Raw genomic sequence first — 25,307 nt, 5'->3', positions numbered from 1 at the left:
AGACATGGCGGACGCTGGTCCCTGTTGGCGACTGGTGATGATACCGGATGCCGGCTGCTCGTGTCGACCTGCCTCTCGCTGGGTCTCGCTGGGTCGCTGTGGAACGGGCTTACGGAGGGCACGCCGGGGACAACAATCCTCGCGGCGATGGGCGGGCGCGGCGTATCGTGGTCGGGATGACCGCCATGGCGCGCAGGGGGCTGAGCCCCGAGTTCCTCGGCGACCTCCAAGCAGGTTTGCTGGCGCCTATCCGCGAGCGCGTAGCGAGGGACCAGAGCCTCTGCCTCGAGCTGCGCGAGGACTACATCAACGTCTACTACCGGGGCGGGAGCGTGATGCGGGTGTCCCGGTCCAACGGGGGTTATTCGGCATTCTTCGACACGAAGTACTTCCATGGTGCGGTGCCCTCGATGCCCGGGGCTCGCCTACGCGAGGCCTCTGACGTCGCGGCCTGGTTGGATGCGCTCCCCACGCTGAAACAGGCGATGGACCTCGCGCAGCCCGGCGAGGAACGAGAGGTCCAGCAACTCATCCTTCGCGACAACAACGTCGGAGGCATCGCACGCTCGACCGACTACTACGTCTGCGACATCGAGTACGCGAACCACCACGGCCGCTTCGACGTCGTCGCGGTCCGGTGGCCATCAACGCCCACCGCGCGGAAGAAGCAGGGCGGCCATCGCCTCGTGCTCGGCGAAGTGAAGGTCGGCGACGGCGTACTCGAAGGGACTGCCGGTCTTCACGCTCATGTCGATGACGTGAACGGCTACCTCGCTGCGGGCGGCCTCGCGGCGCTCAAGGAGGAGATGCTCCGAGTCTTCAACCAGAAGCGCGCGCTCGGGCTGATCGACTGTGAGAAGGACCTCACGGGCTTCAGCGACGAGCCGCCCGTGCTTCTCCTCGTCCTCGTCAACCACGACCCGGACAAGTCCCGGCTCCGCGAGCTGCTCCGCTCGCTGCCTCCGAGCCCACACGCGGAGCTGCGCATCGCCACGGGCAGCCTGCTCGGCTACGGGCTCTACGATCCGGCGATCCTCACGGTCGACGAGGCACTCGCGCGCTTCGAGGACTGCATCTGATGGCCTCAGGCCCCGTCCTCACGATCCACCGGGCGGCGGATGAGATCGGCGGCAACTGCATCGAGCTCGAACACGATGGGCACCGGCTGCTCCTCGACGCGGGCAGCCCGCTGGTGGGCGATGGGACCACCGCGCAGCAAGGCGCGATCCCGCGCACCCTCGACACGTCGAAGGACATCGCGGGCTTGATCATCTCCCACCCGCACCAGGACCACTGGGGCCTCCTCCGCTTGCTGCCAGCGTCTTGGTCGGTGTGGAGCGGCGCTGCGTCCGAGACGCTGATTCGGATGACGGCGTCGCTCTCGGGCGGCGGCATCGCCCAGAGGTTCCAGACGTACCGACCGCACGAGCCGTTCAGCGTCGGCCCGTTCACGATCACGCCGTTCCTCACGGACCACTCGGCTTTCGACGCGCACATGCTGCTCGTGGACGTGGGCGGAAGGCGCGTCCTGTACTCGGGCGACTTCCGCCGCGTCGGGCGCAAGGCAGCCCTCGTGGATCGGCTGATGAAGAGCCCGCCGCCCGGCGTGGATGTGCTCCTCCTTGAGGGGACCACGCTCGGTCGCGCGGAGGCGTTCCCGACGGAGGCCGCGCTCGAGGACGATTTCGTCTCGCTGTTCCAGCGCACGCCCGGGCGCGTGTTCATCACGTGGTCCGCCCAGAACATCGACCGCACTGTCACCATCTACCGGGCCTGCAAGAGGGCGGGGCGGACCTTGGTCCTCGACCTGTACACCATCGACGTCATGGAGCGCCTCTCGGCGCTGCGCGACACGCTCCCCAGGCTCGGATGGCTAGAGGTGCGCGCCGTCATCACGTCGAGCATGAAGTGGATGTACGAGAGCCCCAACCGCATGAACGCGCCCGCGTTCGTCGAGCGCGTCGCGACGTCGGGTCACGCCATAGGGGCCGCGAATCTGGCAGAGATGCAAAACGCCGTCGTGATGCTGCGCTCATCGCTCCTCCGCGACTTCGGCAAGAAGGGCGTCGAGCCCACCTCCAACGACGCTTGGGTGTTCTCGATGTGGTCCGGCTACCTGAAGACGCCCGAGTACCAGCAGGTGCGTGCGACCTTCGAAGCGGCAGGCGCGACCTTCGCGCAGATTCACACGAGCGGCCACGCTTCGCGCGACGATCTCGAGGAATTCGCGCGCAGCATCGCCCCACGCCGCCTCGTGCCGATCCACAGCTTCGCGTGGGACGAGCACCTCGACGGCTTCGAGAACGTGCATCGTCTCCGCGACGGCGAGCCGTTCGCGATCCGCTGATCAGGAAGGAAGCCTGGGTGCCGAACGGCGTCTGCTGGGTGGAGCGAACACCGCCGCGTCGATTGGGCACGCTGTCGCCGAGGCAGCTGGACCGCGAAGGCATCGAGACGAACGGGACGGCCAAGCTGCGAAAGATCGTGGAGTCGGCACACCTCGACCGAATCTTGCCGGGCGTCCGCTAGGGCGCCGCGGGGAACGCTCGCGACCCCCGCGGGGGTGACCTGCGGGCATAGGCGAGCCGCGGTGAACCCCGCCTCTCCCATCGTGCAGGCGCGGATCGCCACCTACGATCCCCCGACCCGCGACGTGGGCGAGTGGCCGACTAAGCCAGCACCGGCGTCGGTCGACGAGAGGAGCGGCATGGACCGCGGGCCTTCACCGTGACAGATTGCGCGGCGATGTTCGGAGTACGGTACGACACCTGGGCGCGAGAGCTCGTCCGCACGCGACCGAGACTCGCCGGCCTCTACCTCGTCGGCGTCGGCGGGGCGTGCTTCGGGTTCTTGAGCCTCGTCTTCCGCGCGACGGGCATTGGCTACGTGGCTCTCGTGCCGTTCGTCTGCATCACCTTCGGCGGGTGGATGGCGCTTTTCGGGAGCTCCCAGAAGGGACCCGAGACACCGGCGTGGTACCGCGTCGGCGCGGTCGCCATGATCATGCTCGCCGTCGTCGCGACCTTCACCGCGACCTCTTGGCTTCCTGTGCTCCTCGCGCCATGAGCGCGGACCCGCGTCGTCCGTCGACGGTGTCCGAGGGCCCCGCCCCGCCGGAGCGTGAGCTCGAGAACGGCGGGCACGAACGGAAAGCGCGTTCGAGAATTTCGCCGGGTTACCGAGCTACGACGGCCGGCTGATGTCGGCGCTGACGCGGATCTTCGTGAAGACCGTGCTCGGCTTCTACCGCGAACGAGGTGGTGGACCTCCACGCGGACAGAGCGGAGCGGTGGTCGCGGTTCAGCGCACGTCTTCCGATCTGAAGCTGAACCCGCACGTGCACGCGGTATTCCTCGACGGCGCGTATCGGGACAAGGGCGACGAGCTCGACTTCCGTGCCGCTCGGCACCTGTCGACGCGGGACGTGGGGCGGTGCTGGAGCGCACGCGCGACCGGATGGTGAAGTGGCTTCGTCGTCGGGGCCTTCTCGTCGAGGACAGCGATTCCGAGGATGAGGGCGACGGGAGGGCCGTGCTCGCGGCGTCGGCGGTCTCGGGCACTACGCCGCCTGCCGGTCCGGAGTGGCGCCGAGGCGCGCTGCTCTTCGAGTGCCGACCCATGGTGTTCGAGCGCCCGCTGTGTGTCGCGCTCGATGGTTTCACCCTCCACGCGGCGACGCGGGCCGGTGGGCACGACGAAGCTGGCCGGGAGGCACTGCTGAAGTACGTGTTGCGCCCCGCGGTCGCGCAGGAACGCGTGACCCGAGGGCCTGACGGCCTCGTCCGGATCACGCTGAAGAAGCCTTTTTCGGACGGCACGGTGGCGGTGGACATGGATCCACTCTCGCTGCTCAGCCGTCCGCGGCGTCGGTACCCGCGCCGCGCTTGCACACCGTTCGGTATGCGGGGGTGCTCGCGTCGGCGAGTAAGGTTCGGGCTCGTCTGGCGCCGAAGCCGGCGGTTGCTCCAATACCCACGGTGGACGTGCCCGAGAGACCGCGCCGAGGCGGCTATCGTCCGTGGGCGGAGCTTCTTAAACGGACCTTTGGGTTCGACGTTTTGACCTGCCCGTGCTGCAGCGGAAGGATGAAGCTGCTCGCGCTCGTCACCGATCCGACCAGCGTCGCTCGGTACCTGCGGGGCATTGGCGAGCCCACCGACGTGCCGAAGCGCACGCCCGCTCGAGGGCCTCCGTACTGGGCAAGTCGAGTCCTCCGTCGAGGTGCCGGTAGCGTCGAGGCAGCCGAGTAGAACGTGCGCAAGGGGCGCCCGAAGGCCGCGCTGCGCCGGCATGGCGCTTGGTGGGGTTCGGCAACCTCCGTGCCAGGACCGAGACCGCCTCGGCGCGCCCGCCGCGACCCCGGAAGGTCGCGAAACGCCATCCCCGCGAGCCCAGCCGACACCCCTGAAAAGTGCCTTGATTTACTTACGCTCTGAGCTCGGAGGCGCGCGGGTAGGGCAAGGGCCGGAGGAGGAGGCACTCGACGAGGCTGAACGTCGCCGTCGTCGCCCCGATCCCGAGCGCGAGGACGAGGAGGATCGTGGCAAAAAAACCAGGAGACTTGGACATTTGGCGCAATGCGTGGCGCGCGTCGAGGAGGACGTTCATCGGGCTCTCTCAGGCCGCGTCGGCGGCGCCGTTGGGGTTCGCGGGGTGGTCCTCCACGACGGTCCCGTCGAAGAGGTGGATCGCGCGCGACGCGCGGCGTGCGTACTCGCGCGCGTGGGTCACGATGCAGATCGTGGCTCCCCCGCGGTGGAGCTCGTCGAGCAGATCCATGAGCGCGTCGCCGTTTTTGGAGTCGAGGCTGCCGGTCGGCTCGTCCGCGAACACGATCGCGGGATCGCCGGCGACCGCCCGCGCCACGGCGACACGCTGCTGCTGGCCGCCCGAGAGCTGGCTCGGCGCGTGACCTCCGCGGTGGCTCATCTTCACCCGCTCGAGCGCGGCGTCCACCCTCGCGCGGCGCTCCGCGCTCGGCATCCCGCGGTAGAGCAGCGGGAGCTCCACGTTCTCGCGCACGCTGAGATCGCCGATCAGGTTGAAGCTCTGAAAGACGAAGCCGATCTCCTTGTTCCGAACCTTCGCGCGGGAGCGGGCATCCATTCCGGACACCTCGGTCCCGGCGAGGCGGTAGGTGCCTGCGGTGGGGACGTCGAGGAGGCCGAGGATCGAGAGGAGGGTCGTCTTGCCGCTCCCCGACGGCCCCTCGATCGCGACGTACTCCCCGCGCTTCACGTCGAGGTGGATCTCGCGGAGCGCGTGGGTCTCGAGCTCGGCGGTCGTAAACACCTTCTTGACCCCGCGCAGGCGGAGGAGCGGTTCGTTCTGATCTTCGTTCATTGGGGTGGCCTTCGTTTCGTCGGTTTGGGCAGGAGCACGATCATCGGATACGGAGGAGGGGCGCGGCCTCGTAAGGCGAGGTGTCCGAGACGACGACACGGTCGCCTTCGCGGAGGCCGGACTCGACCAGGATTTCCCGGGGAGAGCCCCTCCCGAGGCGAGGCACCGCGCGCCTGGCGGAGGTCCCGTCCGCGGACAGGACGAACATCGGGGACGGACCGTTCTCCCTCGCGGAGACCGGCCGGCCGACCACGAGCGCGTTCGGGACCGTCGCGATCTCGACGCTGCCCGTCACGGCCTGATCCGCGCGCGCCGCGGGCGGTACGTTCGAGATCGCGACGAGCAGCTTCACCGTGCCTGCGACCACCGAAGGATCGACACGTTCGACCACGCCGAGCATGCCCGGCGGGGACTCGAAGCGCACGGGCGCGCCCTTCTGCACGTCCTTCGCGCTCGCCTCGGCGACCTTCACCTCGGCGCGGAGCTTCTCGGGCCCTGCGATCTTCGCGATGAGCGCGCCCATCGCGACCCACTGCCCGCTCTCGAGCGGCACGTCCTGGACGACCCCGTCGATCTTCGCGCGCACCTCGAGCGCGGCGAGCTGCCGGCAACCTCCGTGCCAGGACCGAGACCGCCTCGGCGCGGCCGCCGCGACCCCGGAAGGTCGCGAAACGCCATCCCCGCGAGCCCAGCCGACACCCCTGAAAAGTGCCTTGATCTACTTACGCTCTCGAGCGAAGGCTCTTTCGCGATCTCGTCAGCCTCGGAGGTCCCGCTGCCGCGATGATCGGGGCCGAGGTCGCGTCGTTTCAGCTCGCGGGCGTTGCGGCCGCAAGGTACGGGGTGAGCTGGCTCGCCGCACATCAGCTCGGGCTCACGATCGCGTGGCTCGCGTTCGTGGCTCCGCTCGACATCTCGCAAGCGGCGGCGATTCGTGTGGCAGAAGTGCATGCCCGAGCCGGCGGCCGCGCGAGCCGGCGAACCGGCGCCGTCGCGATCGGGCTCGCGGTGTTCGTCGCCAGCGCGACGGCGCTCGTGCTCTTGCTCGCGCCCGGCCCGCTCGTACGCCTTTTCGTCGAGGTCGGGCCGACGGAAGACCAGGCTGCGAGCGTGCTCGAGCACGGGCGGGCCGTCCTCGGTGTTGCGGCATGCTTTCAGGTCTTCGACGGTGCTCAGGTGGTCGCGGCGGGAGCCTTACGCGGGCTACGAGACACGCGAGTCCCCTCGCTGATCGGAGTCACGTGTTACGGGTTGGTGGCGCCGCTCGCCGCGTGGTTCGCGGCGGTCCCGCTCGGGCTCGGCGTCGTCGGGATCTGGATCGGCCTCGCGGCGGTGCTCGCCTTGGTGGCCGTGGCGCTGGTTCATCGTTTCCTCGTCGTGACTGCAAGTCGATAGGCCCTGCTGCCACCACCTGGTGCGCTCGCCGTTCTGCGCAAATCGCCAGAAGCGTCGGTGACGCGACCGAAAGAGGTCACGTTTCGCGGTCCGGTTGCTAGTCACGTCGTGTGCTGCACGAAACCCGCTCCGAGCAACGTGTCTGAGCGCGCACCGAGGTCGGCCGCCCCGCTCGGCACCTGGGTAGTCAACCGCTGCAGGCAGCTCCCGCGTGGACCTTCCGCGTGCTCGCCAGCGCAAAGCGATTTCTTTTCGATGGGAGCTGTAATCGGGCGGGGGGACCCGCGTCTCCTGGGCGAGGAGCTCTCATGAGAAAAACTTTCGTGGCGTTGGTTTGCACTTTGATCTGGGCTTGTCGCAGCGCGAACCCAGGCGAATCCATGGGCGATGCGGCGCTCGCGCCAGCGACCTCGAGCACGGCTCCTCCCACCTCGACCGTTGTTCCTGAGGACGCCCGCACCGCGCCATTGCCTTCGGTTGCGAGGACAGGGCCGGCTTCGAGCCCGTCCAAGAGCACCCCGCAAGCGCACCACTACGTCTGCCCGATGCACCCCAAGGTCGTTCGTAACGCCCCGGGCGACTGCCCCGAGTGCGGGATGCACCTCGTTCCCCGTGACGGAGGCCAAAAATGACGACGCCATCGAATGCAGGGCCCCATGTTGCTCCGCCAAAGGAGAACGCAACGTCCGCGACGCCGATGAGCACCACGCCAGTCGAGCTAGACCTGCCCGTAGGCGGAATGACCTGCGCGAGCTGCGTGCGACGCGTCGAGACCGCGCTCTCTCGCACCGCTGGCGTCACCTCCGCCGACGTCAACTATGCGCTCGGGCGAGCGAAGGTTACCTACGATCCTTCGAAGGCGACCCGCACCCAGATCGCAGACGCCATTATCGACGCGGGCTACGATGTCCCCAAGCCGGAGGTCCCGAGCGAGGAGCGGATCGAGCTCGGTGTCCTCGGCATGACGTGCGCCGCCTGCGTGCGCCGCATCGAGACCGCCGTCGGCGCCGTGCCCGGCGTCGCCAAAGCCGAGGTCGATCTCGTTCGCCACGTCGCTACCGTCGCGTTCTCCCCGGCGACCACGTCTGTCGAAGCCATCTCGGCCTCGATCGAAGGTGCCGGATACGAGGTGGTTCGCGAAACCACTAGCGCCCGAGCGGGCCAGGACTCGAGCGCGGCGCGGGCGAAGGCGATCGAGGACGCAGAGGAGCGGGAGACGGTGTCGATGCGGCGCGGCTTCATCGTCGCTGCAGCGCTGACGGTCCCGCTGCTCGTGGTCGCCATGTCGCACGGCGCGATGGCGTGGACCGAGACGACCTTCGGCCGATGGCTCCAGCTCGCCCTCGCGACGCCGGTCGTGCTCGGCCCTGGGCGCCGCTTCTTTCGCCTCGCGTGGGTCGCCGCGAGGCATCGAGCCGCGGACATGAACACGCTCGTCGCGCTCGGCGCGGGAGCGGCCTGGCTCTACTCGACCATCGCGCTCTTGGCCCCCGGCCTCTTCCCTCACGCCGCGCACGGTGCGATGCCGCATCTCTACTTCGAGGCCGCGGCCGCCGTCCTCACGTTCGTGCTCCTCGGGAAGATGCTCGAGGCCCGTGCCCGAAAGCGCTTGTCGGACGCCGTCCGCGGGCTCCTGGCGCTCCAGCCGAAGGTAGCGCGCCGGGTCCGAGGCGACCGCGAGGACGAGATCCCGATCGACATGCTGCGACCGGGGGACTTGGTGCGTGTGCGCCCGGGCGAGCGCATCCCTGCCGACGGCAAGATCGTAAACGGCACGTCGGCGGTGGACGAGGCCATGCTCACCGGAGAGAGCTTGCCGATCGATAAGGTCGCTGGCGACGCCGTACACGGAGGCACGCTCAACCAAAGCGGCGCGATCACCTTCCGTGTCGATCGCGCGGGAAAGGGGACTGCCCTCGCCCGCATCGTGGAAGCCGTCGAGCAAGCGCAGGGCAGCAAAGCTCCGATCGCGCGCCTCGCGGACACGGTGAGCGGCATCTTCGTTCCTATCGTGCTCGCCATCGCCGTCGCGACCTTCATCGTGTGGACGGCGATCGATCCAACGTCGACCGGCATCGCGGTAGCGGTCGAGCGGCTCGTTGCGGTGCTGGTGATCGCCTGCCCCTGCGCGCTCGGCCTCGCCACTCCCGCGGCCGTCGCGGTGGGAACCGGTCGCGGCGCGGAGCTCGGGATCCTGGTCAAAGGAGGGGCTGCGCTGGAAGGGCTCAGTCGGATCACGAGCGTGCTCCTCGATAAGACCGGCACGGTCACCGAGGGCAAGCCCAAGCTCACCGACGTGGTGGCCGCCGGGGGAACGGATCCGGCCGAGCTGCTCGCCGCAGCCGCCAGCGTCGAGATCGAGAGCGAGCATCCCCTCGCAAAGGCCGTGGTCGCCGGGGCGCGCGACCGCGGCGCCGAGCCGCGCGCCGGAGAGAGCTTCCTCAGCCGCCCGGGCAAGGGTGTGAGCGCGCTCGTCGCGGGTCGAGAGGTGAGGGTGGGCACGGCTTCGTGGCTCCGCGAGGCAGGTGCCGACACGACAGCCCTCGAGACCGACGCGGAAAAGCTCGCGGAAGCCGGCAAGACCCCGTTCTTCGTGTCCATCGACGGCAAGCTCGCCGGTCTCGTCGCCGTCGCCGACACGCCCGCCCGCGGCGCGCGCGAGGCCATCGCCGCGCTTCGCGGTCTCGGCGTAAGGGTCACGATGCTCACCGGTGACCGCGAGCGCACTGCGAAGGCGATCGCCGCCACGCTCGGGATTGACGCGGTCGTGGCGGAGGTAGGCCCAGAGGACAAGGCCGGTGCGGTCGCAGACGAGCGCGCCAAAGGCGAGGTGGTGATGATGGTCGGGGACGGCATCAACGACGCTCCGGCGCTCGCTGGCGCGCACGTGGGGGTCGCGATCGGAGGCGGGGTCGACGTCGCCGTCGCTGCGGCGGACGTGGCGTTGCTCCGGGAGGGGATCGCGAGCCTGCCGATCGCGCTCCGGCTCGGTAAGGCGACCATGCGTACGATCCGACGCAATCTATTTTGGGCGTTCGTCTACAACCTCGTCGGCATTCCCATCGCCGCTGGCGCGCTCTACCCGCTCATGGGCTGGCAGCTCTCCCCGGTCATCGCGAGCGCGGCGATGTCCCTCTCGAGCGTGTCGGTCCTCGCGAGCTCGCTCCTGCTGCGCTCGTTCGCGAGAAACGACGCTTGACGCGCTCCTGCAGGGCAAGAAGCTCGGGCCGCGCGCGACGAGCGCGGCCCGCGGAGCATTCGCAACGTTCGAGCCGCAAACAATCTTCGATTCTTTTTGCTCGTAGGTGTCATCCGACGACGAGCGCTGCGTCTTCGAGTCAGACGCCGAGAACGAGCTTCTCGGCGCGGAAAGAGAGAAGCCCATGAACCCGAAAGAGACTGAATTGACCGTAGACAACATGACGTGCGGCGCTTGCGTGCGGCACGTGACGACGGCGCTCAAGGCGTTCGACGGCGTCGAAACCGTGGCCGTCGACTTGGGCACGGCGAAGGTACGCGTTACTTACGGCGCAGAGGCGCCGGTCCGTGCCGACCTCGTGACGGCGCTCGAACGCGCAGGGTATCCCGCTCGCTAGCCTCGGGCTGTAGGGCGCGGATCGCCGACGCAGTCCGCGCCCTGCACTTATCTCAGAAAATCGGTCACGTTCGGCCGCCGGAGCGCTAGCAGGAACGGCCTGACAAGAAGGAGCTTTCATGAACGTCTTCCATTCCCTCACTGCCACGCTCGTGGTCGTGTTCGCCGCGGCATGCTCGCCCGCCGCGGCGCCCGTCTCGCAATCTCCGAGCGATCCTTCCAATCCTTCGGCGGCGGAGGGGCCGGTCGCGACGGCGGCAGCGTCCGCGACGCTCCCGGTGGCGACGGCTCCCGCACCGAGCGATGAGCACGCCGGCCACGCGCACCACGACCACGGGGCGGCTACACAGACGACCTCGGCCGCGCCCTCCGCGTCGCCTTCGCCGTCTGCCCCCGCGCAAGCCGTGACTTACGTGTGCCCCATGCACCCCGAGGTCACCTCCAGCAGCCCTGGCGTCTGCCCGAAGTGCAACATGAAGCTGGTCCCCAAGAAATGATCCGTCAGCTCGCGCTCACCGTCGCGCTCTCGTTGTCGATAGGCGGGTGCGCGTCGACCTCGGCAAAGCCCGCCCTCGACGAGGTCGCCTCCACGGTAAAGTCGCGGTCGGGGCACTCGCTTCGAAAGGGCGCCGACGGGGCGGACGACAAAGAGGCCGAGCGCGCCATCGATGGCCTGCTCGCCCGTCCGCTCACGGCCGACGCCGCCGTGCAGGTCGCGCTCCTTCTCAGCCCGCACCTGCGCGCGAAGCTCGAAGAGCTCTCGATTGCGCGCGCGGACTACGTGCAAGCGGGTCTCCTGAAGAACCCCGTCTTGGGGATCGGCAAGACGGCGTGGGATGCCGAGCACATCGATCCGAACCTCTTCATGACGGTCGAGCAGGATTTTCTGGATGCCGTGACCATCCCGCTGCGCAAGCGGGTGGCCGCGACCGAGCTCGAGGCGACGAAGCTCTCGGTCGCCGACGAGGTCCTCGCCCTCGCCGCCGAGACACGCACCGCGTTCTACGAAGCGCAGGCTGCCGAAGCGGTCGCGGCGATGCGAGCGCTCGTCGACGACGCCGCGCACACAGCGGCCGATATCGCGCGTAGCCAGCACGGCGCCGGCAACATGAACGACCTGAGCCTCACCAACGAGCTCGGGCTCGCGGCTCAGACCGGCCTCGAGCGCAAGCGCGCCGCGGTCGCCTCCGCGGTCGCACGCGAGACCTTGAACAAGCATATGGGCACGTGGGGAAAGCGCGCGGGGTGGAAGCTCGCGGCGAAGCTCCCGGACGTCCCGCCTTCGGAGCCGAGCTTGGAGCGACTCGAGAGCCGTGCGATCGCCGATCGCCTCGACGTGGCAGCGGCGCGGCGAAACGTGCAGGCAATGGGCTACACGCTCTCGCTCGCGAAGACGACGCGATGGACCGGCATGGTGAGCGTCGCCGTCGAAGCCGGGCGCCTCCGCGGCTCGGAGCGAATCTCCTTCGGGCCGAGCGTTTCGCTCGAAATTCCGCTCTTCGACCAGCGTCAGGCGCAGATCGCCAAGCTCGAGGCGTATCATCGGCGCGCGGAGCAAAACCTCGAAGCGCTCGCGGTCGATGTCCGGGCTGACGTGCGGGCGGCCCGCGCGCGCATGCTCGCGAGCCGAACGATCGTCGAGGACTACGCCAAGGGCGTGATCCCACTTCGCGAGAACAACGTTCGCTACTCCCAAGAGATGTACGACGCCATGCTTCTCGGGGTCTACCAGCTCATCCAGTCGAAGCAGGCCGAGTACGACGCGTACCGCGAGTACATCGAAGCCGTGCGCGACTACTGGATCGCGCGGAGCGATCTCGAACGCGCCGTTGGCGGGCGGCTCGGGACGGACGGCGCGCCACGCGCGTCCACCGCGCCGAGCGGACCGTCGACGAATCCCGCGGCCGGCCCTTCGGCTGCTCCGCCAACATCTTCCCCGAGCCACTCGAATCACTAAGCCGAGAGGCTCGCGCTCTGCCGCATCCTGAAAGGTGTCCCATGGCTTCCCTCGCCCGCGTCGTCATTGCGTACTTGTTGTTGATGGTGCTCGCGCGCTCTGCCGCGGCGCAAACCGCTCCGCTGCCCTACGTTCCCGTGGTTACGCCGAACGGCAGCACGTTGCCCTTCGTGATGAACCGCGGCGTAAAGGAGTTTCGGCTCACCGCCGAGCCCGTGAAGCGCGAATTTGCGAAGGGCATGGTCGTCAACGCGTGGGGCTACAACGGGTCCACTCCCGGCCCCACCATCGAGGCGGTCGAGGGCGATCGCGTTCGCATCTTCGTGACGAACAAGCTGCCCGAGCGCACCTCCGTGCACTGGCACGGCATCTTCCTCCCGAACGGGATGGATGGCGTCGCGGGCCTGAACCAGCCGCACATCGAGAAGAACGAGACCTACGTCTACGAGTTTACGCTCCGCCAAAACGGGGTGTTCATGTACCACCCGCACTCGGACGAAATGGTGCAGATGGCGCTCGGCATGATGGGCTTTTTCGTGATTCACCCGAAGGTGGCGCCGACGCCGAAGGTCGACCGCCACTTTCTGGTGATGCTGCACGAGTGGTACGTCGAGCCGGGCACGGCGACTCCGAACCCGAACGTGATGACGGACTTCAACCTCTTCACGTTCAATAGCCGCGTCTGGCCCGGCACGGACCCGTGGGTCGTCAAGAAGGGCGAGCGGGTGCAGTTCTCGTTCGGCAACCTCTCGATGGACAGCCATCCCATCCACGTGCACGGGTACGCGTTCGAGGAGGTGGGGACGGACGGAGGGCCCGTACCGCGTTCGGCGCGCAGACCCGAGACCACCGTGAACGTTCCCGTCGGCGCCACGCGCACCGTGGAGATGGTCGCGAACGAAGAGGGTGATTGGGCGTTTCACTGCCACAAATCGCACCACACGATGAACGCGATGAGCCACGAGATCCCGAACATGATTGGGGTGCCGCAGCCCACGTCGCTCGAGCAGAAGGTGCGTTCGTTGCTGCCGGGGTACATGGCCATGGGCGAGAACGGGATGGGGAACATGATGGAGATGGGCCGCCCGCGAAACACGTTGCCGATGATGACCGGCGATGGTCCGTTCGGCCCGGTCGAGATGGGCGGCATGTTCACCATTTTGAAGGTCCGCGCTGGCATCACGAGCTACGCGGACCCGGGTTGGTACAAGCACCCCGAGGGCACCCTCCCGCGAAACCTGGGCGTGCTCCCTTCGTCCAGCCGATAGCGAAATCTCGCCTCGGTCGGTCACGGTTCGTCGTTGGTGCGTATTCCGCGCGCACACGAGGTGGCGTTCCAACGTGACCCGAGGTGCCGTTCCAACGGGACCCGAGGTGGCGTTCCGAGCCACCCGAGGTGCCGTTCCAACGGGACCCGAGGTGGCGTTCCGAGCCACCCGAGGTGCCGTTCCAATGGGACCCGAGGTGGCGTTCCGAGCCACCCGAGGTGCCGTTCCAACGGGACCCGAGGTGCTCTGAGGAGCGGTTCGCTCCTCGCGAGGATGAGCTCGCCGGGGCGGAGTCTATGGCACGTGGTCGCCCAGCTGTCGCGCTTACACGAGCGCGATGACGGAGCGACTTTCCATGCGCAAGATTCGAGAGGTTCTACGGCTGCGCTTCGAGTGTGGGCGCAGCTACACGGAGATCGCCGCGTCGGCGGCGATCGGAGAGACCACGGTGTACGACTACTTGCGGCGGGCGCGAGCCGCGTCGTTCACGTGGGAGATGGCGCGTGAGCTGACGGACGCCGAGGTGGCCGCGCTGCTCTTCACCGGCTTGAATCGGTCCGAGCCGCCGGCACGTGTCGCGGTCGACTTTGGGTGGGTTCACCGCGAGCTCTCCCGGGCAGGCGTCACCCTCCAGACACTCTGGCTCGAGTACCGAGACGGCGCTGCGCAGGCCGCGCCCGCGAAGCCGTACGAGTACAGCCGCTTCTGCGCGCTCTACGCGCAGTGGCGCAAGCACCTCTCGGTGTCGATGCGCCAGGTTCATCGCGCGGGCGAGAAGGTCTTCGTCGACTACTCGGGCAAGAAGCTCCACGTCGCCGATCCGACGACGGGCGAGATCACCGCAGTGGAGCTGTTCGTCGGGGTGCTCGGCGCGAGCAACTACACGTTCGCGGAGGCGACACGCTCGCAGAAGCTCGCCGACTTCGTCGGCTCGAACGTGCGCATGCTCGAGTTTCTTCGGCGGCGCACCGGAGATCATCGTGCCCGATCAGCTCCGCAGCGCCGTCTCGGGGCCCGATCGTTACGAGCCGGACATCAATCCGACGTTCCTCGAGATGGCGCAGCACTACGGGGTGACGGTGATCCCCGCGCGGCCGCGCCGCCCGAAGGACAAGGCGAAGGTCGAGGGCGGGGTGCTCGTCGTCCAGCGGTGGATCGTCGCCGCGCTCCGAAACCGCGTCTTCTTCAGCCTCGCGGAGCTCAACGTCGCGATCGCCGAGCTGGTGGAGAAGCTCAACGCACGTCCCTTCCAGAAGCTCGAAGGCTGCCGACGCTCGGCGTTCCTCGCGCTCGACAAGCCCGCGCCTCGTCTGGCGCCGAAGCCGGCGGTTGCTCCAATACCCACGGTGGACGTGCCCGAGAGACCGCGCCGAGGCGGCTATCGTCCGTGGGCGGAGCTTCTTAAACGGACCTTTGGGTTCGACGTTTTGACCTGCCCGTGCTGCAGCGGAAGGATGAAGCTGCTCGCGCTCGTCACCGATCCGACCAGCGTCGCTCGGTACCTGCGGGGCATTGGCGAGCCCACCGACGTGCCGAAGCGCACGCCCGCTCGAGGGCCTCCGTACTGGGCAAGTCGAGTCCTCCGTCGAGGTGCCGGTAGCGTCGAGGCAGCCGAGTAGAACGTGCGCAAGGGGCGCCCGAAGGCCGCGCTGCGCCGGCATGGCGCTTGGTGGGGTTCGGCAACCTCCGTGCCAGGACCGAGACCGCCTCGGCGCGGCCGCCGCGACCCCGGAAGGTCGCGAAACGCCATCCCCGCGAGCCCAGCCGACACCCCTGAAAAGTGCCTTGATTTACTTACGCTCTCCGCGCTGAAGTGCTCCCCACCGTCGCCGAGCTGAAACCATTTGGGCGGGGGCCTGCGTGGCGTAAGGAGAGGATTGTCATCGTCTCCCGCGGTGAGCGCCAGCGCGAGCGCCTTTCGCACGGGGAGCTCGAGGGAGATCTCCTTCTCCATCGCCGCGACGAGCTCCTCGCGCACGGCGACGGTCTTCCCGAGCACCACCTTCGCCGCGTTCGCGAGCGCACGCGCGGAGCTCTCCGGGTCCTCCGGCGCGGCCCAGAGGCCCTTGGCGGTGGGCACGTTCGCCGCGCCGGCGAGGAGGGCGAAGCGCTGCCCGTCCGGGAGCTCGTTGAGCTTGTCTTTGGCCTTCGCGGCGTCGCTCTGTTTCAGGTCCAGGGCGGTCCGGAGCTCTTTGCCGAGGAAGTCGCTGCGGTATTCGCCCCACTGCGGGAGCCCGGCGAGGAGGAGCACGGCCTCCGCGGCGGTGATCGGCACCTCTGCCATCACGACCGCAGCGGCGGTCGGGGCGTATGGAACCGGCCCGCGCGCGTCGAGCTCGCGGAAGGTCTCGTCGATGAAGGCCCGATCGTCGGGAATGCTCACCGTCTCGCGGGTGGTCTCGGTGGCGTCGGCGGGGACCACGAAGGTGCTCCCCGCCGCGAGCACGATCACCTTCTGCCGCGGCTCGTCTTCGTACTCGTTCACCATCCGCGCGAACACGAGCGCGCCCTCGTGCTCGGCCAGCCAAGCGTCTTTCCCCTTGCGTTTGCCATGGAAGAAGGGAGATCCCGTCTTCACCGAGAGCTCCATTCGGGTCACCGTCGTGCCCAACAGGCCGCTCTCGGCGAGGCCGGTCGCGAGCTCGCGGAGGGTCGCGCGGGCCTCGTCGCTCGTGGAGTGTCGCGTCGCGGCAAAACACACGATCTTCGCCATCGCCTCGATTCGAAGCTCCCACGAGATGCGCGATGCGGTGAGCTTCCCGCGCTTTTTCTCGCGAAACGCCGCGCCGACGGCCTTCAGGTCCGTGATGCAGAAGCCGTCTTCGTAACCTTCGGTCGGGAAGTGGGGGAGCGCCGCGGCCACCGCGTCGTCGGTCGCGCCTTCGCCCGCGCCTCGATCTTGGAGGGTCGCGAGATCGGTCACGTGCGCAGCCGCCACCTTCGCCACGATCGCCGTCGCGCGCTGGAGGATCGTGTTCGTCACGCCAGGGAGGTGCCTCTTCACCGCCGCGAGCGCATGCGTGACGTCGTCCTCCTCGTCGGCGTCGTCTTCGGCTGCCGCGGCGAGGATGGCCGTGGCCGCCTCGTCGCTTACGGCTCGGAGCGCGCGGCTCGAGGCTTCGTCGCGGACTCCGAGGTAGTCGAGCCAACCTTCGCGCGGGAGCAGCGGGAACGCCGCTGCTCGCGCTCGTCACCGATCCGACCAGCGTCGCTCGGTACCTGCGGGGCATTGGCGAGCCCACCGACGTGCCGAAGCGCACGCCCGCTCGAGGGCCTCCGTACTGGGCAAGTCGAGTCCTCCGTCGAGGTGCCGGTAGCGTCGAGGCAGCCGAGTAGAACGTGCGCAAGGGGCGCCCGAAGGCCGCGCTGCGCCGGCATGGCGCTTGGTGGGGTTCGGCAACCTCCGTGCCAGGACCGAGACCGCCTCGGCGCGCCCGCCGCGACCCAGGAAGGTCGCGAAACGCCATCCCCGCGAGCCCAGCCGACACCCCTGAAAAGTGCCTTGATTTACTTACGCTCCCCGAGACCCCCGACGGACCGGCCGACGCGCCACCGCCGAGCGAGATGCCCGCCGGCTGGGCCGCCGCCGTCCCGACGAAGGCCGCCTGGGCCGAGAGGATCGAGAGAACCCAGAAGGCTTTGGTCTTCATTCGTCCCTTCATCGTTTCCACGGTGACTTCGCACCGTCTCCGTAAGCAAAAAACGGCCAAGATTCTCGGTCGTTCGGTCGAGCGAGCGCGAGGGGTCGCGTGCCCCTCCGAGCCGGGCGAAGCCTACACGGGACCTCTGCCCAGGACCGAGACCGCCTCGGCGCGCCCGCCGCGACCCAGGAAGGTCGCGAAACGCCATCCCCGCGAGCCCAGCCGACACCCCTGAAAAGTGCCTTGATTTACTTACGCTCCGGGGCCTTGGGCATGCTCGGGTGGTACGCTCGGCGGATGTCTGCCCGCCGCATCGCCCTCGCCCTCTTCGTCGCCACGCCACTCGTGAGCCTCGGCTTCGCGGCGTGCAGCTCGGAGCCCACGACCGGCACCCCCGGCCCCGATGCGGCCGCCGAGCGCGACGCGACCACCCCTCCCCCGAGCGACGCGACCGTGGACACCTCGGCCCCCACCGGAGACGCGGCGGCCGACGCGCCCGGGCCAGCGGACGCGACAAGCGACGTGGCCGACGCAGGCGATGCACGCGCCACCCGCTGCGATCCCACCACGAGCTTCGGGGCCCCGACGGCCGTCGCGGGCCTCGAGACGGCGATTCACGCGACGTTCTCGGCCGACGAGCTCACCGCCTACGTGTCGGTGTCGCGCGGGCTGAACGAGTGGAGCCTGCGCCGCGCCGTGCGCGCGAGCACGGCAGCGCCGTTCGTGGTCGAGTCGATCGATCTCGTGGGCGCGCCCTTCTCCGCGGTCTCCGGCGCCGTCTCCACCGACGGCCTTCGGGTGCTCGGCCACGGCTACCAACAGCGCGACATCGTGTACCAAGCGAGCCGCGCGGCCACGAGCCAAGCGTTCGGACCGACATCGCAGGCCACGGTCGCCGACCTGGGCACCTACGAGCTCGGCGCGGCTCCCACCGCAGACGAGCTCGAGGTCTTCTACACACGCACCGGAACGAACGGCGGGCTCATGGTCGCGAAGCGCGCGAGCACCGCCACCCCCTTCGCAGCGGCGACCCGCGTGAACCTCCAGGTCGAGACCGAAAGCCTCGCCGTGACCTCCGACGGGCTCACCCTCTTCGCGACGGCGACGACCGGAATCTCGCAAATGACACGCCCGAGCCGGGCGCAAGCCTTCGACACGCTCCGCACCGTCTCGACCGAAAAAAGCCCAGTCGTGTGGGCCTCGGCCGACGGATGCCGCCTCTACTTCGGCCAGTCGTACGGCGGCGCGGCACGCGGCATCCGCGTCGCCTCGCGGCCGAGGACGTAACTGGCGCTGCACGCGACCGGAGCGGCCCCGGCGGCCGCGTCGGTGGGACCGCGCGCCTTTGCCGCGCGCGTCGTGACCTTGGCGAGGCTCAGTTCCGAGACTCCCCGAGCCGCGACGACGCGGGCTTCACCGAGGGCGCGGGCTTCACCGACGAGGCGGGTTTCGCCGGCGACGCGGGCGGGGGCGAGGGCGGGGGCGGCGTGAACGCGATCGCGTACCACACGGCCACCTCGCCTTGTTCCGGCTGCGGGAACGACAGCCCAGGAAACACCCCGAGGACGCACGCCACGACGGCCGGGTCCGACAGGGTCGACGATCCGTCGATCGCGCTCGTGCGCACGGAGCCGTCGCGCGCAATGGCGAACGTCACGGCGACCACCCCGCCCAGGCGTGGCTTCGTGCGGAGGCCGGCCTCGTAGCAGAGGCGAAAACGCCCGAAATGCTGCCTCACGATGCGCATGACGACCTCGGGAGGGAGCTTCCCCCGCACGGTCACGCTCCCTTGGCGAAGGGTCGCCTGGGACGGCGGGCCAGAGCCCACACCTGCACCGTGCCCGATCGTGCCGAGGCCGATCCCCGCCTCGATGCCCTCGCCCGTCCCGCCCGAACCGCCGGTGCCCGTGATGCCCAAAGGCCCCCCTTGCACGTCGGCCGCGTGGAGCAGGTCCACCCTGTCCTCGTTCGACGCGACCGCGCTCGGTGCGGCGCTGGCCGAGGCCGGCGCCGAAGCAGACGAGGGAGAAGCGCTCGACGCCGAGGGCGCGGCCGGAGAGGCCAGCACGACCTCTTGCGCCGGCAGCGGGACGGCAGGAGCGCCCGATCCCCCGCACGCCACCGTGACGACCAGAGGCAACCCGGCGGCGACGAAGAGAACCCAGGAGGCGCGCATTCCCGGACGATACGGGAGAACGCGGCCCACGCGAAGGCAGCGGCAAACGGGGCACGCCTTACCATTTGGTAAGCGCCCTAGGCGCCCGGCTCTTCTTCTCTCGCTTTCGGCGCCTTGAAGAGCGCCGCGAACCCCGCGAGCAGCAGGGCGCACACCACGCCGATGACGGCATAGGTGCCCCAAACCACGCCGGGACGCAGCACCCCTCCGCTCTTCGGCAAGTAGGCCGCGATGAGCCTCCCCGACAGCACTCCGCCCACGAGCCCACCGACCCCGAACGGCACGAGGGCGACGCCCATGTAGAGCCCCTCGCGCCCCTTCGGAGCGAACGACGACACGTACTCGTAGTAGCGCGGCGAGTAGATCATCTCCGCGCACGCGAACACGAAGAAGCTTCCGCACGCGCCGAGCAGCGTCGGAATGCTGCCCATCAGCGCCATGGAGATCGCGCCTACGAAGATGCCGAACGCCATCGCCGGGACCGGAGGGAGCTTCTTCGTGAGCTTCGCCACGAGCACCTGAAACAGCGCGATCGCGAAGGGGTTGATGAGCGAGATCTCCTCGCGGGGGGCCTTCTCCCCGAACATGCGCGTGATGTACACGGGGAACGTTTGGTAAAACTGCTCGATGAGCAGGTAATACCCGCTCACGATCACGAGGAATCCCACGAGCCGCGGCTCGGTCACCACAGCGAGCAGGCTCCGAAAGAAGCCCACGTTCTCCGCTGGAGCTTCCTCCGTGTCGGCGGCCGCATCCGGCGACGGCTCCGAGGCGACGGACGACGGCTCGAAGTAGGCCGCCAGCGCGACCCCGAGCCCCAGAAGCGACGCGGCCACCGAGTTCACGATGCTCGCGCGCAGGGTGAGCAGCACGCGCACGATCTTGGCGAGCACTTTGCCGACGACGCTCCCCGCGTTCACCGATGCGTAGAAGATCGAGAAGCCTTGGGTGCGACGGTCGGCCGGGGAATAACGGCGCACCGTGCCGGGAATGACGGGCTTCAAGAAGGCGCCGGCGACCGCGATCGCGAGCACCGTGGTCCACGCACAAGCCCGCGCGAGCGAATGCCCGGCAAGCCCCGCCACGCCGTAGAGCGAAAGGTACGCGAGCGCATAGAGCCCGAACGAGAGCACGAGCGAGCGACGGAACCCGAGCTTGTCCGAGAGCGCGCCGGTCAGCACCGGCACCCAGGAGCGGGTCAGCGCGAACACACCGAGCAGGCTCCCGATCTCCTTGTCGGACAGGCCCACGGTGGTCCCGAGGTACACGCTGAGGTTGATGTAGACGCCGTAAAAGGCCATCCGCTCGATCACCTCGAGCACGATCGCGACCCAAAACACGCGCGGAAACGGGACCTTGGGCTTCATGCGCTTCGCGTCCCGATAGCACCGATCGCGGGTTTCGTCCGGGCACGAGGGGCCGCTCGAAGCACGCCGGGGCCACGTTTTTCGCTCCGACGCGCTCGAACTCGAGTAGACGCACCGCCATGACCGCCGTCGTTCGCAGCGTCGTTCGGAGCTTCAAGGCGAAATACTGGAAAGAAGCCGCGGCGTTCGTGCGCCTCGGTGGGCACGCCGTGTACTGGGAGTCTCCCGCACGCGCACGGCTCGTGGTGCCGGCCCCCGAGCGCAACGACGACTGGACGGACCTCGGCATCTGGTCGATTTTCGACCTTGGGCTCGAGCGCTGGACGGTCCGCAAGGACGGCAAGTTCCCCGGCCTCGCGACGGTGCGCGTGCCGGACGACGCGCTCCACATCGTGAAGCGGCGCGCCGAGCGCGACTCGGTGCACCCGAAGGCCACCCTCAAGGTGAGCTACGACTGCCTCGCTTGCGGCGCGTGCTGCCGAGACAACGAGGTGGTGCTCGACGAGGACGACATGAAGCGCTTCCGCGACGCGGGGCGCGCCGAGCTGCTGAAGAAGCCGTGGTCGAAGCGGAAGGACGGCAAGGTCATCCTCACGCTGAAAGACAACGGGCGCTGCCACCACCTCCGCCGCGACAACAAGTGCAAGATCTACGACGTTCGGCCCGCGGCCTGCTCGGTCTTCCCGGTCGCGAGCGAGTGCTGCATCGCCGCGCGCGAGTACGAGCTCGAGGTCTTCGACGGCCTCGCCCCCGAAGAGTGGCCCTGGCCGGAGTGACCGCGCCACCAGGCGAAGCCTCCCGGAAACCTCCGCGCCCTACGAAGAGGGAAAGGAGGTACGAGATGATTGCCGTTCGAAGGGCGGTTTTGGACGACGTCCCCGCGATGCTCGGGTTCGCCAACTGGGCCGCGGAGCACACGGTCGCGAACCTCGCCACCGCGCCGGAGCCGCTCTCGGAGTGGAGCGAGGCGTTCGCGAGCACCGAGGAACGTTACCCTTGGATTTTGGCCACCGACGCGCAGGGGAAGCCCCTCGGCTTCGCCAAAGCGGGGCCGCACAAAGCGCGCGGCGCGTACGCCTGGTCGGCCGACGTCACGGTCTACGTCGCCCCCGAGGCGCACGGCCGAGGCGTGGGCACGCGGCTCTACGAGGTGCTGGTGCCCACGCTGCGCGCTCAGGGGTACGCGCTGCTCGTCGCCGGGATCACCCTGCCGAACGTCGCGAGCGAGAAGCTGCACGCGCGCTTCGGGTTCGAGCGGTGCGGGACCTTCCACCGCGTCGGCTTCAAGAACGGGAAGTGGCACGACGTGGGGTACTGGGAGCTCGCCGTTCGCCCGGGCACCCTCGCGCCGGGCCCCATCGTCCCGGCGAAAACCGCGCTCCACGCCGCTGGCATCGGCTAGCGCGCACGCGATTTCTCAGTGTTCTCGAAAACCTACGCACACCATTCCGCCCACCAGCATGCGGCCCGCGGCCTTCGCGCGTGGTAGCACGTGCCCATGGCCTTCCTTCCCGACGCGACCTTCACCAACCGGTACGAGAAGCGCACCTGGCTCGTGGTCCACGAGCGAGGGCTCGTCGCGAGGCGCGAGGCCGGGCAGCTCGCGTTCCCCACCGACTCCGAGCTCGAGCTCTTCGGTGCGCGCATGGACGACGCCCACCGCCTCGGCACCCTCGACGAGACCGACGCTCTCGCGTTGCCTGCCACAGGGCACCTCCCCGAGCCGTTCGAGGCGCTCGGCCTTCGTGCGCTCGCGGCGTTGCTGAGCCCGGAAATGTTCGGGGTCGTCGGCCGTGCGATGCACACGTGCGACTGGCTCTCGACGAACCGCTTCTGCGGCCGCTGCGGGACCCCCACGACGCGCAGCGCGACGGAACGGTGCGTGGAGTGCCCCTCCTGCCGGCTGCGGGTTTTTCCGCGAATTAGCCCCGCGATCATCACCCTCGTACGCAAAGGCGACTTGGCGCTCCTCGCGCGGAACGCGGCGTTCCCGGGCGCGTTCTACAGCACCCTCGCGGGCTTCGCCGACATCGGCGAGTCGCTCGAGGAGACCCTCGTCCGCGAAGTGGAAGAAGAGGTCTCGGTGAAGGTGAAGAACGTGCGGTACTTCGGGAGCCAGCCGTGGCCCTTCCCGAACTCGCTCATGGTGGGGTTCACCGCCGACTGGGCTTCCGGGGAGATCGCGATCGACCCGAAGGAGATCGCCGACGCCCAGTGGTTCTCGGCCGATGCGCTCCCCGAGATCCCGCCCCGCCTCAGCATCGCGCGGCGCCTGATCGACGCGTGGGTGGCCGAGGTGCTCGGCCCGGGAGCCCTCGCAGGCCGCTGAAACGAGGCTCCCGCCGAGCCGCATGGTCCTCGCCATGCTTGCTTGCGTGCTCACCCCGAGAAGGGTGGCTCGATCCCGCCGTGCCTTTGCGGAGAAGAGGGACCGAACCGGCTAGCGAGACAGGGCCGCGAAGGCCACCAGCAGGATCACGAACGCCGTGACGGTGGTGGCGAGCCCCGCGCCCCAATACGAGAAACGAAGCGCGCGGCGGGCCGCGTCGCCCTCGAGGCGGTACCCGTTCTTCAAGAAGGCGAGCGTGGACACCGTGGGCAGGCCCACCCCCTTCGTGAAAATGCCGAGCGCGGCGCGCGGCCCTTCGGTGAACGCGATGACGAGCGCGCCGAGCGGGCCCATCACCAAGTCCCAACCGGCGGCATAAAGGCCGAACCGGAGGGCTCGGGTGCGCGACGATCGAGCCCCTTGGCGCCGCGCCCCGACGTCGACGGAGAGGCCGTGGGCGGCGTGCGCGAGAACGAGGAGGGCCGCGAGGCCGGGCACGCCGAGGAGGAACGCGAGCACCACCTGGTGCCGCAGGCCCGGGACGAACAGGCAGTCGTGCGCGAGCTCGGGAAAGAGGAACGCGAGGGGCAAGGTGACGAGCACGGCCAGGGAGAGCGCGGCAAAGAGCTCGGCCACCACGGCGAACCCGAGGGCGGGCATGACCGGACCGTCCGACAGGCGCTCGAAAAACGGCTCTGCATCCAACGTGGCGGCGCGCGACGTGGCGAAGAGCCGCCGGAGCACGGCCCCGTCCCCACGCTCCCACGGGACGAGCACGAACACGCCCGACGCCGTCAGCTCCTCGCACGAGCCCGTGCAGTCCGAGAGCCCGCATTGCGCGCAGAGCACCGCGGCGGGGACGTCGTTGACCTCGTAGTCGGTGCGCTCGCTCGGGGGCTGCGACTCGGGGGGAGTGGGCACACGCGGCCGCTCCGTCGAGGTGCCGGTAGCGTCGAGGCAGCCGAGTAGAACGTGCGCAAGGGGCGCCCGAAGGCCGCGCTGCGCCGGCATGGCGCTTGGTGGGGTTCGGCAACCTCCGTGCCAGGACCGAGACCGCCTCGGCGCGCCCGCCGCGACCCCGGAAGGTCGCGAAACGCCATCCCCGCGAGCCCAGCCGACACCCCTGAAAAGTGCCTTGATTTACTTACGCTCCTCAAAGAGCGGGTCGGGCTGCTCACCGAAACCAAGGCCAACCTCACCACCGCCCTGGCCGGACGCACGCACAAGGTCGAGGCGGACAACCCCAAGGCCGTCGAGGCCGACAACGAAGAAGACCGCGCCGTCGGCGCGCTCGTCACGTTCCTTCAGGCCCACGCCAAGCGCACCGGGCCCAAGGCCGCCAAGACCGCCAAGGTCGCCGCAAAAATCCTGGGCGCCGTGTTCGGCAGCGGCACGAGCTTCCTGAACCTCCGCCACGAAGAAGAGTGGGGCGAGGTGGAGGCCCGCATCGAGCAGCTGGACGCCAACGGGTACTCGAAGCAGATCGAGCAGCTCGGCGGCGGTGCCTTCCTGGACGACCTCCGCACGGCCCACAAAGCCTACGGCGAGGTCCTCGGCATCACCACCGTCCGAGACGAGAAGGTGGCCGCGCCGAAGATCGGAGAGGCGCGCGACAACGCGTCCGAGCAGCTCCGCCGCTACGTGGCCGCCGTCGTGGGTTACGGCTCGCGCAGCGACCAACAAGAGGCAAACGGCGAGGTCGCGCGGAAGCTGCTCCTCCCCATCTACGAGATCCGTGGCCGCAACAACCAACGCGGCGGCGGGGGTGGCGGGGCCGAGCCGCCCGAAGACGGGGAGGGCGACGGCCAGGGCGGAAGCGACGAGGGCGACGGCAGCGACGAGTAGCCCTCGCCTTCGCTGGCCCGCCGCGGCCTCTCTGGCCGCCACCACGAGCGCACCCGTTGGAATTTGGCTCCAGGGGTTGCGCTCGTCGTGTTTTGCGAAGGGGCGGCGGTCGGCCTGGGGGCCGTTTGGGCCACAAAAGGGGCGGGAAAGGCGAACCCGGGTTCGATCGAGCCCCTCAGAAGGGCCAAAAACGAACCCAGGTTCGACCGCGAGGCCTCCCGAGGCCGCGAAAACGAACGCGGGTTCGGTCGGGAGACCTCGGGAGGTGCGGAGATCGAACCCGGGTTCGGTTTTCCGCCCTCCAGAGGTCCAAAAACGAACCCGGGTTCGCTTCGGCGAGCACCCGAGGCCCCGAGCGCGACCCAGGGCCCGCTTCCAGGAGAAGAAATGC

General features: G+C 69.0%; 25 protein-coding genes. 18 read left to right on the top strand and 7 right to left on the bottom strand.

Annotated features, from left to right (window positions below; all coding sequences use genetic code 11):
- Nucleotides 1-176 precede the first annotated feature (176 nt).
- The 6 genes from IPK71_36400 to IPK71_36375 all read left to right on the top strand — a co-directional run bounded on the left by IPK71_36400 (nucleotide 177) and on the right by IPK71_36375 (nucleotide 4,062).
- A complete protein-coding gene (locus IPK71_36400; protein MBK8219240.1) occupies nucleotides 177-1,079 on the top strand; it encodes a hypothetical protein in 903 nt (300 codons plus the stop codon).
- Nucleotides 1,079-2,347 carry an MBL fold metallo-hydrolase gene (locus IPK71_36395; protein MBK8219239.1) on the top strand — a complete coding sequence of 423 codons (1,269 nt, stop codon included), beginning with the start codon at nucleotides 1,079-1,081 and terminating at the stop codon, nucleotides 2,345-2,347. Before IPK71_36400 ends, IPK71_36395 begins: the two co-directional genes overlap by 1 nt.
- Nucleotides 2,348-2,590: 243 nt before the next feature.
- Nucleotides 2,591-2,731, top strand: a complete 141-nt coding sequence (locus IPK71_36390; protein MBK8219238.1) for a hypothetical protein — start codon at nucleotides 2,591-2,593, stop codon at nucleotides 2,729-2,731.
- Between the two features lie 14 nt (nucleotides 2,732-2,745).
- Nucleotides 2,746-3,066 carry a hypothetical protein gene (locus tag IPK71_36385; GenBank protein MBK8219237.1) on the top strand — a complete coding sequence of 107 codons (321 nt, stop codon included), beginning with the start codon at nucleotides 2,746-2,748 and terminating at the stop codon, nucleotides 3,064-3,066.
- 133 nt (nucleotides 3,067-3,199) lie between these two features.
- A complete protein-coding gene (locus IPK71_36380) occupies nucleotides 3,200-3,463 on the top strand; it encodes a transposase (protein MBK8219236.1) in 264 nt (87 codons plus the stop codon).
- Nucleotides 3,433-4,062 carry a transposase gene (locus tag IPK71_36375; protein ID MBK8219235.1) on the top strand — a complete coding sequence of 210 codons (630 nt, stop codon included), beginning with the start codon at nucleotides 3,433-3,435 and terminating at the stop codon, nucleotides 4,060-4,062. Before IPK71_36380 ends, IPK71_36375 begins: the two co-directional genes overlap by 31 nt.
- Before the next feature lie 363 nt (nucleotides 4,063-4,425).
- Here the strand turns inward: IPK71_36375 and IPK71_36370 are convergent, their stop codons facing one another.
- The 3 genes from IPK71_36370 to IPK71_36360 are packed head-to-tail and all read right to left on the bottom strand — an operon-like array spanning nucleotide 4,426 to nucleotide 5,929.
- Nucleotides 4,426-4,608 (bottom strand): hypothetical protein, encoded by a 183-nt coding sequence (locus IPK71_36370; protein MBK8219234.1) that lies wholly within the window; start codon nucleotides 4,606-4,608, stop codon nucleotides 4,426-4,428.
- Between the two features lie 9 nt (nucleotides 4,609-4,617).
- The gene (locus tag IPK71_36365; protein ID MBK8219233.1) at nucleotides 4,618-5,343 is read right to left on the bottom strand and encodes an ABC transporter ATP-binding protein; all 726 of its coding nucleotides are present in this window, start codon (nucleotides 5,341-5,343) and stop codon (nucleotides 4,618-4,620) included.
- A 40-nt stretch (nucleotides 5,344-5,383) separates the two neighbouring features.
- A complete protein-coding gene (locus tag IPK71_36360; protein MBK8219232.1) occupies nucleotides 5,384-5,929 on the bottom strand; it encodes an HlyD family efflux transporter periplasmic adaptor subunit in 546 nt (181 codons plus the stop codon).
- A 197-nt stretch (nucleotides 5,930-6,126) separates the two neighbouring features.
- Between IPK71_36360 and IPK71_36355 the strand changes: the two genes are divergently transcribed.
- The 7 genes from IPK71_36355 (at nucleotide 6,127) to IPK71_36325 (ending at nucleotide 14,963) form a co-directional block, all read left to right on the top strand.
- Complete coding sequence (locus tag IPK71_36355) at nucleotides 6,127-6,738, top strand: hypothetical protein (GenBank protein ID MBK8219231.1); 612 nt, start codon at nucleotides 6,127-6,129, stop codon at nucleotides 6,736-6,738.
- A 697-nt stretch (nucleotides 6,739-7,435) separates the two neighbouring features.
- Entirely contained in the window at nucleotides 7,436-9,937 is a 2,502-nt protein-coding gene (locus tag IPK71_36350; GenBank protein MBK8219230.1) for a copper-translocating P-type ATPase, read from the top strand.
- Nucleotides 9,938-10,121: 184 nt separating this feature from the next.
- Entirely contained in the window at nucleotides 10,122-10,334 is a 213-nt protein-coding gene (locus IPK71_36345) for a heavy-metal-associated domain-containing protein (protein MBK8219229.1), read from the top strand.
- 118 nt (nucleotides 10,335-10,452) lie between these two features.
- Nucleotides 10,453-10,830 carry a hypothetical protein gene (locus tag IPK71_36340; GenBank protein MBK8219228.1) on the top strand — a complete coding sequence of 126 codons (378 nt, stop codon included), beginning with the start codon at nucleotides 10,453-10,455 and terminating at the stop codon, nucleotides 10,828-10,830.
- Entirely contained in the window at nucleotides 10,827-12,290 is a 1,464-nt protein-coding gene (locus IPK71_36335) for a TolC family protein (protein ID MBK8219227.1), read from the top strand. Before IPK71_36340 ends, IPK71_36335 begins: the two co-directional genes overlap by 4 nt.
- A gap of 41 nt (nucleotides 12,291-12,331) precedes the next feature.
- The gene (locus IPK71_36330; GenBank protein ID MBK8219226.1) at nucleotides 12,332-13,558 is read left to right on the top strand and encodes a copper oxidase; all 1,227 of its coding nucleotides are present in this window, start codon (nucleotides 12,332-12,334) and stop codon (nucleotides 13,556-13,558) included.
- Nucleotides 13,559-13,913: 355 nt separating this feature from the next.
- On the top strand, nucleotides 13,914-14,963 hold the full coding sequence (locus IPK71_36325) for a hypothetical protein (GenBank protein MBK8219225.1): 1,050 nt from the start codon (nucleotides 13,914-13,916) through the stop codon (nucleotides 14,961-14,963).
- On the opposite strand, the gene IPK71_36320 is transcribed toward IPK71_36325, so the two are convergent.
- Nucleotides 14,937-16,541 (bottom strand): hypothetical protein, encoded by a 1,605-nt coding sequence (locus IPK71_36320; GenBank protein MBK8219224.1) that lies wholly within the window; start codon nucleotides 16,539-16,541, stop codon nucleotides 14,937-14,939. The genes IPK71_36325 and IPK71_36320 overlap by 27 nt on opposite strands.
- Nucleotides 16,542-17,496: 955 nt before the next feature.
- Between IPK71_36320 and IPK71_36315 the strand changes: the two genes are divergently transcribed.
- A complete protein-coding gene (locus IPK71_36315) occupies nucleotides 17,497-18,486 on the top strand; it encodes a hypothetical protein (GenBank protein MBK8219223.1) in 990 nt (329 codons plus the stop codon).
- Nucleotides 18,487-18,574: 88 nt separating this feature from the next.
- On the opposite strand, the gene IPK71_36310 is transcribed toward IPK71_36315, so the two are convergent.
- Both IPK71_36310 and IPK71_36305 read right to left on the bottom strand, forming a co-directional pair.
- Nucleotides 18,575-19,375: an AgmX/PglI C-terminal domain-containing protein gene (locus IPK71_36310; GenBank protein MBK8219222.1), complete on the bottom strand. Its 801-nt coding sequence runs from the start codon at nucleotides 19,373-19,375 to the stop codon at nucleotides 18,575-18,577.
- A gap of 77 nt (nucleotides 19,376-19,452) precedes the next feature.
- Nucleotides 19,453-20,742 carry an MFS transporter gene (locus IPK71_36305; GenBank protein MBK8219221.1) on the bottom strand — a complete coding sequence of 430 codons (1,290 nt, stop codon included), beginning with the start codon at nucleotides 20,740-20,742 and terminating at the stop codon, nucleotides 19,453-19,455.
- 119 nt (nucleotides 20,743-20,861) lie between these two features.
- On the opposite strand from IPK71_36305, the gene IPK71_36300 reads away from it, so the two are divergent.
- The 3 genes from IPK71_36300 to nudC all read left to right on the top strand — a co-directional run bounded on the left by IPK71_36300 (nucleotide 20,862) and on the right by nudC (nucleotide 23,071).
- A complete protein-coding gene (locus tag IPK71_36300) occupies nucleotides 20,862-21,518 on the top strand; it encodes a YkgJ family cysteine cluster protein (protein MBK8219220.1) in 657 nt (218 codons plus the stop codon).
- 65 nt (nucleotides 21,519-21,583) lie between these two features.
- On the top strand, nucleotides 21,584-22,144 hold the full coding sequence (locus tag IPK71_36295; protein ID MBK8219219.1) for an N-acetyltransferase: 561 nt from the start codon (nucleotides 21,584-21,586) through the stop codon (nucleotides 22,142-22,144).
- A 96-nt stretch (nucleotides 22,145-22,240) separates the two neighbouring features.
- Entirely contained in the window at nucleotides 22,241-23,071 is an 831-nt protein-coding gene (gene nudC / locus IPK71_36290) for an NAD(+) diphosphatase (GenBank protein ID MBK8219218.1), read from the top strand.
- Nucleotides 23,072-23,182: 111 nt separating this feature from the next.
- Here nudC and IPK71_36285 read toward each other — a convergent pair whose 3' ends face one another.
- A complete protein-coding gene (locus IPK71_36285) occupies nucleotides 23,183-23,992 on the bottom strand; it encodes a hypothetical protein (GenBank protein ID MBK8219217.1) in 810 nt (269 codons plus the stop codon).
- Nucleotides 23,993-24,109: 117 nt separating this feature from the next.
- On the opposite strand from IPK71_36285, the gene IPK71_36280 reads away from it, so the two are divergent.
- Nucleotides 24,110-24,916 carry a hypothetical protein gene (locus IPK71_36280; GenBank protein ID MBK8219216.1) on the top strand — a complete coding sequence of 269 codons (807 nt, stop codon included), beginning with the start codon at nucleotides 24,110-24,112 and terminating at the stop codon, nucleotides 24,914-24,916.
- Nucleotides 24,917-25,307 lie beyond the last annotated feature (391 nt).

The sequence above is a fragment of the Myxococcales bacterium genome (assembly GCA_016712525.1).
Lineage (GTDB): Bacteria > Myxococcota_A > Polyangia > Polyangiales > Polyangiaceae > JAAFHV01.
This window is presented reverse-complemented; position numbering and strand designations above follow the sequence as displayed.